Source organism: Micromonospora sp. NPDC005197, assembly GCF_040608295.1.
Classification (GTDB): Bacteria; Actinomycetota; Actinomycetes; order Mycobacteriales; family Micromonosporaceae; genus Micromonospora.
Genome location: NZ_JBEXHY010000060.1, coordinates 1 through 13,929, shown reverse-complemented (window position 1 = coordinate 13,929; position 13,929 = coordinate 1). Strand labels below are relative to the sequence as shown.

Sequence of the window (13,929 nt, the reverse complement as noted above, 5' to 3'; positions counted from 1 at the left end):
GGTAGCGTTCGGCTCGACAGCACCGGCACGGCCACCGGGGGAACCCACATGCTCATCACGGACGACTTCCTGCCCGTACCGGTGCCGGAGTCGCTCAGCGCGACCTACCTGGTGCCGATGGCGGGGCTGCCGAAGGTCAGCGCGAAGACGGCGGTGGCGGCGCTGACCGGCCGACTGGCCGAGCCGGTGCACGGGCTCGCCCGCCAGATGCTGGACAGCCCGCTGATGAGCGTGGACACCCGGCCGATCGCCGAGTTCCCCGCGCTCCCGCCGGATCTGCTCACCGCGTTCGGCGCCACCGAGGCGCAGTTGGCCCGGCTGGCCGCGGCGACACACCTGGTCGTGGTCCAGGCGGAGTACCGGCCGGGCTGGCCGCCCGCGCACGAGTGGGCGGCCCGGGCGGTGGCGGCGGCGGTGGCGGAGTCCGTCGACGGCGACGTGGTGGACGTCTTCGGCCTCCAGTTCCTCGACCCGGCGACCGCGCTGCGCTCACTCCCCGACGAGCAGGGCCGGATCCGGCTGATCGACTGGGTGCTGGTGCCGTACTCCTCGGACACCGAGGGGCTGTGGTTCACCACGAAGGGGCTGCGGCGCTTCGGTCTGCTGGAGTTGCAGACCCAGGGGGTGCCCGACCATCTGACCCGCGCCTGGGGTGCGGTGATGACCGGGGCGGCCCGGCGGCTGCTGCGGGACTGGACCGACGGGCTCACCGGCGAGGAGGTGCCCGCGTTCGTGCAGCTGCCGGTGCTGGCCACGGTGACCGGGCACGACATCGCGGTGGCGTACGGCAACCCGGAGCAGCATGGCGCGACGGCCCCGGTGCTGCTGCGCCTGGAGCTGGACCCGGCGACCGACCCGGAGGCCGACTCGTTCCTGAGCCTGCGTCCGCCGGCCGGGCATCCCGGCCCGGACGGGCGCTACTACGCAGCCGCCTGCGCGACGTTGTTCTCCGGCATCCAGCCGGACGTGCGCTACGCGCGTTCCGGTGACGCGATGAGCAGCGCGGTCGCCACCGCCCGGGCCGCCCTGGGCGACGCGCGGGCCCGCTTCGTCGCCGGCCAGCTACCGGCCGAGTCGCAGCTGGTCGTCAAGTACGGCCTGCCGGGCGACGACGGCCCGGAGTACGTCTGGGCGGGCGTCACCTCGTGGGAGACCCCGGAGCGGATCGTCGGCGTCAGCGCCAGCGACGCCAACACCGACGAGAGCGTACGCATCGGCGCCCCTGTGGTGGTGGAGGCGACCGACGTCGTCGACTGGGCGGTCCTGAACGCGACCGGAGTCATCGAAGGCGGCTGGACCCAGGCAGTCCTGGACTCCGGCGAACCCCCCACCACCCCAACCCCCTAACCCCACCCCCTCCGGCTCCCCCACCCCCTCCGGCTCCCGCCCCATCCGCGTTGATCATGAAGTTATTGCCACCGGCATCGGCGTGTCGTGGCAATAACTTCATGATCAACCAGGTCGGGGCCCGGGGCGGCGGGGTGGGGAGGGGGTGGGGTGGGGTTAGTGGGTTGAGGGCGTTACGAAGGGGGGTTTCTGGAGGCGCAGGGGGGCTTGGCGGCCTCGGATGTCGACCTGCACCTCGTCGCCGTCGGCCAGGTTGGCGTCCGTGTCCAGCAGGGCCAGGGCGATGCCCTGCTTGCGGGTCGGGCTGAAGGTGCCGCTGGTCACCGTGCCGACCTGCTTGTCGCCCACGTGCAGGGTCATGCCGGGGCGCGGGATGGCGCGGTCGACGGCCACCAGGCCGCGGAGCGTACGTCGGGGGCCGGCGGCCTTCTCGGCGAGCAGCGCGTCGCGACCCCAGAAGGCCGGCTTGTCCCACCCGACCGCCCAGCCCGAGCGGGCCTGCACCGGGGTGATGTCCAGCGAGAGGTCCTGACCGTGCAGCGGGTAGCCCATCTCGGTGCGCAGCGTGTCCCGGGCGGCCAGCCCGCAGGCGCGCAGCTCGAACGCCTTGCCGGCGGCGAACAGCGCGTCCCACACGGTCACCGCGTGCTCCGCCGGCACGACCAGCTCGTAGCCCAGCTCGCCGGTGTAGCCGGTACGGCAGACGGTCAGTTCCACCTCGGCGAGGCTGTCGGTGAAGCTGGCGGCGTCGAAGCTCATGTAGCCGTGCTCGGTGGGCAGGTCGAGAGCGGCGAGCAGTTCGCCCGAGCGGGGGCCCTGCACGGCCAGCACCGCGTACGCCTCGTGCTCGTCGGTGATGGTGATCCGCTCCGGGGCGGCGGCGCGCAGCCGGCGCACCACCTCGGCGGTGTTCGCGGCGTTCGGGATGAGGAAGACGTGGTCCTCGGCGTACAGGTAGGCGATGATGTCGTCCACAACGCCGCCGGTGGCGTCGTCGCAGCACAGCGTGTACTGCGCTCGGCCGGGCCCGATGCGGCGCAGGTCGTTGCTGAGGCAGGAGTTGACGAAGTCGGCCGCGCCGGGGCCGGCCACCCGAACCTTGCCCAGGTGCGACACGTCGAAGACCCCCACCGCCGTACGCACCGCGGCGTGCTCCTTGAGCACCCCGCCGCCGGCGTACTCCAGCGGCATCTCCCAGCCCCCGAAGGGGGCGAACTTGGCGCCGGCGGCGGTGTGCCGCTCGTGCAGCGGGGAACGACGCAGCCGGGTCGCGGCGGCGTCGGAGGTCACGTCGGTCATGGGTGGCAACTTACCGGGGGTAACGCCGCTGGTTAGCATCGGCGGGACCCCGTTGGTGTGATCGACGGGACAGCCCTGACGTCCGGCGGGTAGGTTCCGCCGGAGACCTTCACCGCTGGTACGCGACGCCGCGACCGGCCCGGCCCGCCCGGAGTAGCTTCAGTGACATCACCCCGCACCACCAACCTGAGCCTGGTCGACACCGACCCGGCCGAGCTCGCCGTCGACGCGATCGTGATCGGCGTGCACAGCCAGACCGGAGAGCAGGGCGCCACCAGCGGCCTCGCCGGCAACCTGCTGCTCGCCAGCGGCGCGGAGAGCATCGCCGTCGCCTTCGACGGCAAGCTGACCGAGACCCTCGCGCTGCTCGGCGCGACCGGTGGGGCGGGTGAGGTCATCAAGCTGGCCACGCTGGGCACCGTCACCGCCCCGCTGGTCGTCGCGGTCGGGCTCGGCCCGGAGCCGACGGGCGCCGCCCCGGCACCGGAGACGCTGCGCCGCGCCGCCGGCGCGGCGGTCCGGGCCCTGGCGGGTGCGCCGAAGGTGGCGCTGAGCATGCCGCTGCCCGACGACGCGGACGCGCCGGACGCGCTGCGCGCGGTCGCCGAGGGCGCGCTGCTCGGCGGGTACCGGTTCGCCGGCTACAAGACCCGTCCGCAGCCGACCCGGCGGGAGCCGGTGGCCGACGTGCTGATCGCCGTTCCGGACGCCGCTGAGCCGGCCGCCCAGGCGGAGATCACCCGAGCGCAGGCAGTCGCCGGCGCGGTCCGGCTCAGCCGGGACTGGGTGAACACCGCTCCGAACGAGCTGCGGCCCCCGTCGTTCGCCGACGCCGTGGCCGCCGCCGCCCGCGACGCGGGCCTCGGCGTCGAGGTGCTGGACGAGGCGGCGCTGGCCGCGGGCGGGTACGGCGGCATCATCGCGGTCGGGCAGGGCTCGGAGGCCCCGCCGCGACTGGTGAAGCTCACCTACACGCCGCAGGACGGCGGCAACGGCAAGCGGGTCGCGCTGGTCGGCAAGGGGATCACCTTCGACACCGGTGGCATTTCGATCAAGCCGGCGCAGGGCATGTGGGAGATGAAGTCCGACATGGCGGGCGCCGCCGCGGTGGGCGCGGCCATGCTGGCGATCGCGGCGCTGAAGCCGGCGGTGGCGGTCAGCGCGTACCTGCCGATGGCCGAGAACATGCCGTCGGGCACCAGCTACCGGCCGGGCGACGTGATCAGCATGTTCAGCGGCAAGAAGGTGGAGGTGCTCAACACCGACGCCGAGGGCCGCATGGTCCTGGCCGACGCCATCGCCCGCGCGTGCGCCGACGGCACCGACTACCTGTTCGAGACCTCCACCCTGACCGGCGGTCAGGTGATCGCGCTGGGCAAGCGGGTGGCCGGCGTGATGGGCACCCCCGAGCTGTGCGAGCGGGTCCGGACGGTCGGCGACGCGGTCGGCGAGCCGGCCTGGCCGATGCCGCTGCCGGACGACGTGCGCAAGGGCATGGACTCCGACGTGGCGGACATCTCGCAGGTCAACGCCGGGATGGACCGGGCCGGGCACATGCTGCAGGGCGGCGTGTTCCTGCGCGAGTTCGTGGCCGACGACGTGGCGTGGGCGCACATCGACATCGCCGGGCCGGGCTACCACTCGGGCGAGCCGACCGGCTACTGGACCAAGGGCGGCACCGGCGTGCCGGTCCGCACGCTCGTCCAGCTGGTCGAGGACGTCGCCGCCAACGGCTGACGGACGTAATGCCGAGGGGCCCCTTCCGGGGCCCCTCGGCATTTCAGTACTGGTCGGGTCGGCGCTTGCGGCGCTCGTTGAAGTCGCGCATCCGCTGCGGGTAGCCCATCAGCCGGACGTCGTACACCGGGATGCCCATCCGGTACGCGAAGCGCCGCGCGCCGTCCGGGCCGTCGATGCGGCGGCGCGTCCACTCCCCGTCGTCGGCGATCAGGATGACTGTGGTCTGGGTGACCGTCGTCCGGGGCTCGATGAACGCCTCGACGCCGCGCCGGCTGCGGATGAAGTTCGCGAGATGGTCCAGATCGCCGGGATCGGCCGCGCGGTCGTGGCTCAGCACACGCGCCTGCTTCCGGCGCCGGAACAACCCCACCGAACCGCTCCCCCACGTCATGTCATCGACAACGGTGCCAAGGGTACGTGTCGATGACGTGTCGTTGGGCACCTCACTACGCACCCTGTGCCCGGTGGTGACAAGATGACCGAGGTGGGGTGTGTCCGTGTTACCCCTCCGTGACCCCCGATGCAGTGACGCGACCTGGGAGTTGGACGTGAGCGAGCCGAACGAAGCGACCTTCGACATCGTCATCCTCGGAGGTGGCAGCGGCGGCTACGCGGCGGCGCTGCGCGCCGCCCAGCTGGACCTGTCCGTCGCGCTGATCGAAAAGGGCAAGCTCGGCGGGACCTGCCTGCACAACGGCTGCATCCCGACCAAGGCGCTGCTGCACGCGGCGGAGATCGCCGACCAGACCCGCGAGTCGGAGCAGTTCGGTGTGAAGGCCGAGCTGGTCGGCGTCGACATGGCCGGCGTCAACTCGTACAAGGACGGCGTGATCTCCCGGCTGTACAAGGGTCTGCAGGGTCTGGTGGGCGGTTCGAAGAACATCACCTTCGTGGCCGGCGCCGGAAAGCTGGTCGGCAAGAACGTGGTCGAGGTGGACGGCAAGCTCTACACCGGCCGCAACATCGTCCTGGCCTCCGGCTCGTACGCCAAGAGCCTGCCCGGCCTGGAGGTCGACGGCGAGCGGATCATCACGAGCGACCACGCGCTGACCCTGGACCGGGTCCCCTCGTCGGTGATCGTCCTCGGCGGCGGTGTGATCGGCGTCGAGTTCGCCAGTGTGTGGAAGTCCTTCGGCGCGGACGTGACGATCGTCGAGGCGCTGCCTCGGCTGGTGGCCGCCGAGGACGAGGAGTCGTCCAAGGCTTTGGAGCGGGCGTTCCGCAAGCGGAAGATCAACTTCAAGGTCGGCAAGCCGTTCGAGAAGGTCGAGAAGACCGAGAACGGCGTCAAGCTGACCATCTCCGGCGGCGAGACCGTCGAGGCGGAGCTGCTGCTGGTCGCCGTCGGTCGCGGCCCGAACACCGCCAACCTCGGGTACGAGGAGCAGGGCGTCACGATGGACCGCGGCTACGTGCTGACCGACGAGCGGCTGCGCACCAGCGTGCCGAACGTCTACGCCGTCGGCGACATCGTGCCGGGCCTCCAGCTCGCGCACCGGGGCTTCCAGCAGGGCATCTTCGTCGCCGAGGAGATCGCCGGGCAGACCCCGGCCGTCATCGACGAGGTCGGCATCCCGCGGGTCACCTACTGCGACCCGGAGCTGGCGTCGGTGGGCCTGACCGAGGCGAAGGCCAAGGAGCAGTACGGGGCCGACAAGGTCCAGGCGTACAACTACTCGCTCGGCGGCAACGGCAAGAGCCAGATCCTCAAGACCACCGGCTTCGTGAAGCTGGTCCGGGTCGAGGACGGCCCGGTCGTCGGCGTCCACATGGTCGGCGCGCGGGTGGGTGAGCTGATCGGTGAGGCGCAGCTCATCTACAACTGGGAGGCCTACCCGGCCGAGGTCGCCCAGCTCGTGCACGCCCACCCGACCCAGAACGAGGCCCTGGGCGAGGCGCACCTGGCTCTCGCCGGCAAGCCGCTGCACGCGCACGCCTGATCACCCAAACCGCGGCGTCCGGCGACGGGCGAAGATCCCCCAAGGGGAATGAAGGAGTCTGGAGAACATGCCGGTATCGGTCACCATGCCCCGGCTCGGCGAGAGCGTCACCGAGGGCACCGTCACGCGCTGGCTCAAGCAGGAGGGCGACACGGTCGAGGTCGACGAGCCCCTGCTCGAGGTCTCGACCGACAAGGTCGACACCGAGATCCCGTCGCCCGCGGCGGGCGTGCTGAGCCGGATCGTGGTCGGCGAGGACGAGACCGCCGAGGTCGGTAGCGAGTTGGCCGTCATCGCCGGTGAGGGCGAGTCGACCGGTGGCGGCGAGGCCGCCGGTCAGGAGCAGGCCCCGGCCGAGTCGGCGGAGCCGGCCGCCGAGCCGACGGCCGCCGCCGAGGGCACCGCCGACGAGGTGACGCAGGACCAGACCCCGGCCGAGACGCCGGCTCCGGCCGCCGCGCCGTCGGGCGAGGGCACCGCGGTGAAGATGCCGGCCCTGGGTGAGAGCGTCACCGAGGGTACGGTCACCCGCTGGCTCAAGCAGGTCGGCGACACCATCGAGGTGGACGAGCCGCTGCTGGAGGTCTCCACCGACAAGGTGGACACGGAGATCCCGTCGCCGGTCGCCGGCACGGTGCTGGAGATCAAGGTCGCCGAGGACGAGACCGCCGACGTCGGCGCCGACCTGGCGATCATCGGCGTCGCCGGTGGGGCCCCCGCTCAGGCCAAGCCCGAGCCGAAGCCCGAGCCGAAGGCGGAGGCCGAGCCGGCGCCGAAGGCCGAGCCGAAGCCGGAGCCGAAGGTCGAGGAGCCCACCCCGGGCATGTCGTACAACGAGCCGGCCGCCGAGGCGGAGACCTCGGCGCAGCCGGCGCAGGCCGAGCAGGCGGCTCAGCCGTCCGGGCCGACCGCCGCGCCGCAGCGCCCGTCCGCCCCGGCGCCGGGTGGCGGCGAGGAGACCGCCGGGTACGTCACCCCGCTGGTCCGCAAGCTGGCCAGCGAGCACGGCGTCGACCTGGGCTCGCTCAACGGCACCGGCGTGGGTGGCCGGATCCGCAAGCAGGACGTCCTCGACGCGGCCGAGAAGGCGAAGGCCGCCAAGGCCGCGCCGGCTCCGGCGGCACAGCCGGCCGCCACCGCGCCGGCCGCGAAGCCGCAGCCGAGCGGCAAGCGGGGCACCACGGAGAAGCTCCCCCGGATCCGCAAGGCCATCGCCAAGCGGTTGCACGAGTCGCTGCACGAGATGGCGCAGCTCACCACTGTGGTCGAGGTGGACGTCACCCGGGTCGCCAAGCTGCGGGCACAGGCGAAGGACTCCTTCGTGCAGCGGCACGGCGTGAAGCTGTCCTTCCTGCCGTTCTTCGCCCTCGCCGCCGTCGAGGCGCTCCAGACGTACCCGATCGTCAACGCCCGGATGGACCTTGAAGGTGGCACGATCACCTACCCGGAGGCGGAGCACCTCGGCATCGCGGTGGACACCGAGCGGGGCCTGCTGACGCCGGTCATCCACAACGCCGGCGACCTCAACCTGGGCGGCATCGCCAAGCGGGTCGCGGACCTGGCCGAGCGGACCCGGACCAACAAGGTCAGCCCGGACGAGCTGGCCGGGGCGACCTTCACGCTGACCAACACGGGCAGCCGGGGCGCGCTCTTCGACACCCCGATCGTGCCGTCGCCGCAGTCGGCGATGCTCGGCACGGGTGCCGTGGTCAAGCGGCCGGTCGTGGTCAACGACCCGGAGCTGGGCGAGGTCGTCGCGGTCCGGTCGATGGTCTACCTGGCCATGTCCTACGACCACCGGCTGATCGACGGCGCCGACGCGGCGCGCTTCCTGACCGCGGTCAAGGAGCGGCTGGAGGCCGGCAACTTCGAGTCGGAGCTGGGCCTGGCCTGATCCCACGCCAACGCCGAAAGGGCGCCCCGGTCGTCGACCGGGGCGCCCTTTCGTTCGCGTCGCTCAACTCTTGAGCAGTTCGGTCGAGACCTGCCAGAGCCGCTCGGCGGCCTCCGGGTCCAGCGCGTACTCCGCGACGCCCGTGCGCCCGCCGGGCCGGGCGGGGGCTGCCTGCTGGCAGTCCTCGAAGTAGCGCCCACCCACGCCGTCGAGCAGTGGCGACGCGGCGACCAGCACCGACGTGGCGGCACCCTGTTCGACGGTCTTCCACGCCGCCGCGTTGCCCGCGCGCAACCGGTTCAGCTCCTCCTCGCTGACGTAGCGCTGGAGGTTGGTGCGGATCGCGCCGGGCATCAGCGAGTTGGTGAAGATGCCGTCGTCGGCCCAGCGGCGGGTCGCCTCCACGGCGAAGAGCACGTTCGCCGTCTTCGACTGCCCGTACGCCTGCCACGGCTCGTACTCGCGGCGGTCGTACTGGATGTCGTCGAAGACCACCGGCGAGCGCAGGTGGGCGGCGGAGCTGACCGAGACGATCCGGGCCCCGTCGGCGGCGGCGAGCGCCGGGCGCAGCCCGGTGGCGAGCGCGAAGTGCCCGAGGTGGTTGGTGGCGAACTGCATCTCCCAGCCCTGCGGGGTGCGGCTCAGGGGCGCGGCCATGATGCCGGCGTTGTTGACCAGGATGTGCAGCGGGCCGTCCCAGTTGGCCACGAAGTCGGCGATCGAGTCCTGGTCGGCGAGGTCGAGCGGGGCGATCAGGACGTGGTCGTTTCCGGTGGTGCCGGTGATGTCGTCGGCGGCCTTCTGGCCGGCGTCGGGGTTGCGGACGGCCAGGGTGACCTCCGCGCCGGCGCTGGCCAGGGCACGGGCGGTCTCCACGCCGATGCCGGACGATCCGCCGGTGACGACCGCCCGCCGGCCGACGAGGTCCACGCCCCGGATCACGTCCATGGCCGTGGAGTCATGGGCGAACGACGTGGTGATCGGGTTGCTCGTCGTCATGATCCATCCTTGTCCCGGGTGGGGCGGGCCGGTCGGCCCGCCGGTAACCAGCCCCCGCCCGGTGCGGGCGGACGCGCTGCGCAACCGCGAACGGCTGCCTCAGGCCGCGGTCCAGGCGTCTTCCCGTCCCGGACCGGAGGTAACCGGCTGCTCGACCTGCTGATGGACGGTCTGCGGTCCCGCGACGCGGGCTGACCCGTTCCGTCCTCCGAGCAGGCCGGACGCTGCCAGAGTGGGACCGTGGGCGGCTACCGGCGGGGTGGACAACTGGGACCAGCCGTCCCGATCGCCCCCGGCGCCCGGGTGGACAAGTTCGAGGTCTTCTTCGACCTGGTCTTCGTCTTCTCGTTCTTCATCATCACCCGGGCCACCGCCGCGAACGTCTCCGGCCGGCAGCTGCTGCACGCCAGCCTGGTGCTCGCCGTGCTCTGGTGGTGCTGGGTGGTGCACAGCCTGGTCGCCACCCGCGTCCGCCTCGGCGAGGGCTACGTCCCGGTGCTGATGGTCATCGCGATGGCCGCCCTGTTCTCGTTCGCGCTCGCGCTGCCGCAGGCGTTCAGCGACCCGAAGGCGGGCGCCGCCGGCCCGATGCTGGTGGCCATCAGCTACGTCGTGGTCCGCGGCATCCACTGGATCCTGTATCAGCACGTGGTGCGCGACACCCCGCAGGAGCGCCGGCAGCTTCGCCGGTTCGCGCCGGAGTTGGCGGCTAGCATCGTCCTGCTGCTGGCCGCCGCGCTCCTCCCGCCCCTGATCGGCGACCCCAGCCGGGCCGCGCTGGTCCGCGACGGCCTGTGGATCACCGTGGTGGTGGTCCAGTTCGCCACCGGCTTCATTGTCGGCACCTGGGGCTGGGGGGTGACCAGCGCCGAACACTGGACCGAACGCTACGACCTCATCCTGATCATCGCGCTGGGCGAGTCGGTGATCTCCGTGGGCGTGGGCGGCAACCTGCTCGGCCAACCGGTCACCTGGCCTGCGGTGGCGGCCGCCGCGCTCGGCATCGTGCTCACCGCCGCGCTGTGGTGGGCGCACTTCGACTTCGTCGGGCCGGCCGCCCGGATCGCCCTGCACGCGGCGGAGGGCGGCCCGCGCGTGGCGATGGCCCGCGACGCGTACGCGTACCTGTACCTACCGATGATCGCCGCCGTGATCCTCTTCTCCATCGGCAGCGAGGAGATCCTGCACCAGGTCACCGACCCGGCCGGCGGGCCCGCCCAACGGATCGAGGGACCCGCCGTACCCATGCTCTTCGGTGGGTTGATCTTCTATTTCGCCGTCAACATGCTGTTCCAGCTCCGCACCCTGCACACCGCCACGTGGACCCGCGTCGGCGTGATCGTGGTGCTGACGGTCGCCCTGCCGGTCGGCCAGCACCTGCCGGCCCTGGGCGCGCTCGCTCTCGCCACCGTGATCTGCGTCGGACTGGTGGCCGTGGAGGTGCTGGTGATGTCGGGCTCCCGGCACGCGCTGCGGGCCGCCGTGTTCGAGGAACGGACGACGCACGAGGCCAACGAGGCCGCCTGGCGGGCCCGCTGGCACGACCCCCCGGAGCCCGACGAGCCAGGCACACCGGAACGCTAGACTGCGGTCAGCGTCGCGGTGCACCCGGCACGAAGGCCGCCGTGGGCATGGAGGCGTGGGGACCGCATGGGACGAACGTGCACCCGACCAGTTCACCCGCCGACCGGCTCGCCGCCGTCGGCAATCAGATGATCGAGATCCACCTCTGGCTCGGCGTGGAGCTGGCCCGCCTGCGGGCCGACCTCGGCGACTCCCCCACCGGCGACGCCCGCCCGTCGCGGGACCTGCGGGCCCACTGTCTGACCTTCTGCGCCGCGCTCGGCCGCCACCACACCGGTGAGGACGCCGGGGCGTTCCGGGTCCTGGCCGACGAGGTTCCCGAGCTGCGCCCGGTCCTGGCCAACCTGATCGCCGACCACGAGGTGGTGGCGGGGATCCTCGGGCGGATCGAGCAGGTGCTGGGCGACGACCGGCCGCTGCCGACCGCCCAGGTACGCGCCGAGCTGGACGGGCTGGCCGCGCTGCTGGAGTCGCACTTCCGGTACGAGGAGAAACGGCTCGTCACCGTGCTCAACGCGCTCACCGGCCGGCCCGGGACGACCGAGGACCTCCTCGGCCTGACCCCGCCGGCCGCGTGACGGCCCGGTCCTCGCCGGATGTGCCCGGGCCGGGCAGGCGCTCGTAGAAGCGGATCTTCTCCCGGAGGTGGTCGTACTGGCGCTGGAGCAGGCGCATCTGCTCCTCGACCTGCGCCGCGTGTCGTTGCAGCAGCTCGCGCCGCTCGTCGACGGTGTGCTCACCCTCGCGGGCCAGGGCCGCGTACCGGCACATCTGGGCGATCGGCATCCCGGTGTCGCGCAGGCAGCGGAACAGCACCAGCCAGCTCAGGTCGTCGTCGGTGAAGACGCGCCGGCCGCCCGCCGTGCGACCCACGTCGGCCAGCAGGCCGATCTTCTCGTAGTACCGCAGCGTGTCCAGGCTGAAGCCGCTGCGCCGGGCGGCCTCCGCGGGGGCGTAACCGGTCATGTCTCGGCATGGTAGCCACCCCTTGACCTGGAGCGCACTCCAGGTTGGAGGCTGGTCCGCATGACGACGACACGAACGCTGGGACGCAGCGGCATCGAGGTGAGCGCGATCGGGATGGGGTGCTGGGCGATCGGCGGCCCGCTCTGGGGTGACGACGGCCAGCCGTTCGGTTGGGGAGAGGTGGACGACGACGAGTCGATCCGTACCATCCACCGCGCTCTCGATCTCGGGGTGACCCTGTTCGACACGGCCAGCAACTACGGCGCCGGGCACAGCGAGCGCGTCCTCGGTCGGGCCCTGGCGGGTCGCCGGGCCGAGGCGGTGATCGCCACCAAGTTCGGCAACGTCAGCGACGAGGCCACCCGGCGGGCACTCGGCACCGACGCCAGCCCGGCGTTCGCCGTGCGCAGCCTGGAGGACTCGCTGCGGCGGCTCGGCACCGACCACGTGGACCTCTACCAACTGCACATCAACGACCTGCCGGTGCCCGCCGCGCTCGACCTGGTCGGCACCCTGGAGGACCTGGTCGACCAGGGCAAGATCCGGGCGTACGGCTGGAGCACCGACAACCCGGCCTCGGCGGAGGCGTTCGCGGCGGCCGGGGCGCGCTGCGTCGCCATTCAGCACGACGAGTCGGTGCTGAGCGACAACGCGGCGGTCCTCGCCGTCTGTGACCGCCACGACCTGGCCAGCCTCAACCGGGGGCCGCTGGCGATGGGCCTGCTCACCGGGTCGACCCGCGCGCTCGGCGCGGACGACGTGCGCGGTCGCGCGCCCGAGTGGTTGCAGTGGTTCACCGACGGCCGGCCCACGCCACGGTGGGCGGCACGGGTCGAGCAGGTCCGCGCGGCGCTCACCGCGGACGGGCGGACCCTCGCGCAGGGCGCGCTCGGCTGGCTGCTGGCCCGCAGCCCGCGCACGGTGCCGATCCCCGGCCTCCGCACGGTGGCCCAGGCCGACGAAAACCTGGCAACCCTGACCCTGGGCCCGCTCCCCCCGGAGGCGTACGCCGAGGTAGAAGGCCTCCTCAAAGACCTCCGCCACGGCTGACCCGCTCCCCCAAGCTCGTCGATCTTGCACTTTCGGTGGCGACGAATCGGGCCTCGCCCGACATAACGACGACACCAAGTGCAAGATCGGCGAGGAGTGGGGCCAGGGCGCATCCGGGGGTGGCGTTTTCGACGAAGATAAGGGCATGCGGATCCTTCTGGCCGGCGCGTCCGGCTTTCTCGGCACCCGGCTGGGCGACCGGCTCGCCGCCGACGGGCACGAGGTCACCCGGCTGGTGCGCCGACCGGCGCGCGACCCGCGGGAGCGGCAGTGGGACCCGGCGGCCGGCCATCTCGACCCGGCTGCGGTCGCCGGGGCGGACGCCGTCATCAACCTGGCCGGCGCGGGCGTCGGCGACAAGCGCTGGAACGACGACTACCGGCGGCTCATCCGCACCAGCCGGGTGGACAGCAGCAGCACGCTCGCGACGACGATCGCCGGGCTGCCGGCCGCCGACCGTCCCCGAGCTCTGCTCAACTCGTCGGCCGTCGGCTGGTACGGCAACACGGGCGACCGGGTCGTCGAGGAGGACGCGCCCGCCGGCGAGGGTTTCCTGGCCGACGTCTGCCGGGTGTGGGAGGCCGCGACCCGTCCGGCCGAGGACGCCGGCGTACGCGTGGTGCGACTGCGCACCGGCCTGCCCCTGCACCGCGACGGCGGGCTGCTCAAGCCGCAGTTGCTGCCGTTCAAACTGGGGATCGCCGGGCGACTGGGCAGTGGCCGGCAGTGGCTGCCGTGGATCTCGATGGCCGACTGGCTGGACGCGACAGTCTTCCTGCTGGCCCACGACGAGATCGCCGGCCCGGTCAACGTGGTGGGGCCGCATCCGGTGACCAACGCCGAGTTCACCCGGGAGCTGGCCCGGCAGCTGCACCGGCCGGCGATCATCCCGATCCCCGCCCTGGCCCTGAAGGTGGCGCTCGGCGGCTTCGCCCACGAGGCCCTGACCAGCACGAGAGTCCACCCCGGAGTCCTGACCAAGGCCAACTACCCGTACCACCACCCCACCCTCCCGCAAGCCCTCCAGGCGGCCCTGACCGCATAGACCCGCGTTGATCATGAAGTTATTGCCACTCGCCTCGGCGTGTCGTGGCAATAACATAAATATAA

Annotated in this window: 12 protein-coding genes; 8 read left to right on the top strand and 4 right to left on the bottom strand. The window is 72.4% G+C overall.

All coding sequences use genetic code 11. The features are described 5' to 3' along the window. The first annotated feature begins 48 nt into the window (after window positions 1-48). Complete coding sequence (locus ABZU46_RS19635; protein ID WP_354859749.1) at window positions 49-1,347, top strand: DUF2314 domain-containing protein; 1,299 nt, start codon at window positions 49-51, stop codon at window positions 1,345-1,347. 156 nt (window positions 1,348-1,503) lie between these two features. Here ABZU46_RS19635 and gcvT read toward each other — a convergent pair whose 3' ends face one another. Then, on the bottom strand, window positions 1,504-2,646 hold the full coding sequence (gene gcvT, locus ABZU46_RS19630; protein ID WP_354859746.1) for a glycine cleavage system aminomethyltransferase GcvT: 1,143 nt from the start codon (window positions 2,644-2,646) through the stop codon (window positions 1,504-1,506). A gap of 162 nt (window positions 2,647-2,808) precedes the next feature. Between gcvT and ABZU46_RS19625 the strand changes: the two genes are divergently transcribed. Further along, entirely contained in the window at window positions 2,809-4,383 is a 1,575-nt protein-coding gene (locus tag ABZU46_RS19625; protein ID WP_354859743.1) for a leucyl aminopeptidase, read from the top strand. A gap of 43 nt (window positions 4,384-4,426) precedes the next feature. Here ABZU46_RS19625 and ABZU46_RS19620 read toward each other — a convergent pair whose 3' ends face one another. Then, on the bottom strand, window positions 4,427-4,756 hold the full coding sequence (locus ABZU46_RS19620) for a hypothetical protein (RefSeq protein ID WP_354859740.1): 330 nt from the start codon (window positions 4,754-4,756) through the stop codon (window positions 4,427-4,429). A 178-nt stretch (window positions 4,757-4,934) separates the two neighbouring features. Here ABZU46_RS19620 and lpdA point away from each other — a divergent pair, with 178 nt between their 5' ends. Both lpdA and sucB read left to right on the top strand, forming a co-directional pair. Continuing rightward, entirely contained in the window at window positions 4,935-6,326 is a 1,392-nt protein-coding gene (gene lpdA, locus ABZU46_RS19615; protein WP_354859738.1) for a dihydrolipoyl dehydrogenase, read from the top strand. A 67-nt stretch (window positions 6,327-6,393) separates the two neighbouring features. Beyond that, window positions 6,394-8,220: a 2-oxoglutarate dehydrogenase, E2 component, dihydrolipoamide succinyltransferase gene (gene sucB, locus ABZU46_RS19610; protein WP_354859736.1), complete on the top strand. Its 1,827-nt coding sequence runs from the start codon at window positions 6,394-6,396 to the stop codon at window positions 8,218-8,220. Window positions 8,221-8,283: 63 nt separating this feature from the next. On the opposite strand, the gene ABZU46_RS19605 is transcribed toward sucB, so the two are convergent. Beyond that, the gene (locus ABZU46_RS19605; protein WP_354859734.1) at window positions 8,284-9,219 is read right to left on the bottom strand and encodes an SDR family NAD(P)-dependent oxidoreductase; all 936 of its coding nucleotides are present in this window, start codon (window positions 9,217-9,219) and stop codon (window positions 8,284-8,286) included. 240 nt (window positions 9,220-9,459) lie between these two features. Here ABZU46_RS19605 and ABZU46_RS19600 point away from each other — a divergent pair, with 240 nt between their 5' ends. Both ABZU46_RS19600 and ABZU46_RS19595 read left to right on the top strand, forming a co-directional pair. Then, on the top strand, window positions 9,460-10,803 hold the full coding sequence (locus ABZU46_RS19600) for a low temperature requirement protein A (protein ID WP_354859731.1): 1,344 nt from the start codon (window positions 9,460-9,462) through the stop codon (window positions 10,801-10,803). Window positions 10,804-10,850: 47 nt separating this feature from the next. After that, entirely contained in the window at window positions 10,851-11,381 is a 531-nt protein-coding gene (locus ABZU46_RS19595) for a hemerythrin domain-containing protein (RefSeq protein WP_354859772.1), read from the top strand. On the opposite strand, the gene ABZU46_RS19590 is transcribed toward ABZU46_RS19595, so the two are convergent. Beyond that, the gene (locus ABZU46_RS19590) at window positions 11,323-11,769 is read right to left on the bottom strand and encodes a MerR family transcriptional regulator (RefSeq protein ID WP_354859728.1); all 447 of its coding nucleotides are present in this window, start codon (window positions 11,767-11,769) and stop codon (window positions 11,323-11,325) included. The genes ABZU46_RS19595 and ABZU46_RS19590 overlap by 59 nt on opposite strands. A gap of 60 nt (window positions 11,770-11,829) precedes the next feature. Here ABZU46_RS19590 and ABZU46_RS19585 point away from each other — a divergent pair, with 60 nt between their 5' ends. Then, window positions 11,830-12,819: an aldo/keto reductase gene (locus ABZU46_RS19585; RefSeq protein WP_354859726.1), complete on the top strand. Its 990-nt coding sequence runs from the start codon at window positions 11,830-11,832 to the stop codon at window positions 12,817-12,819. A gap of 145 nt (window positions 12,820-12,964) precedes the next feature. After that, the gene (locus ABZU46_RS19580; RefSeq protein WP_354859722.1) at window positions 12,965-13,864 is read left to right on the top strand and encodes a TIGR01777 family oxidoreductase; all 900 of its coding nucleotides are present in this window, start codon (window positions 12,965-12,967) and stop codon (window positions 13,862-13,864) included. The last annotated feature ends 65 nt before the right edge of the window (window positions 13,865-13,929 follow it).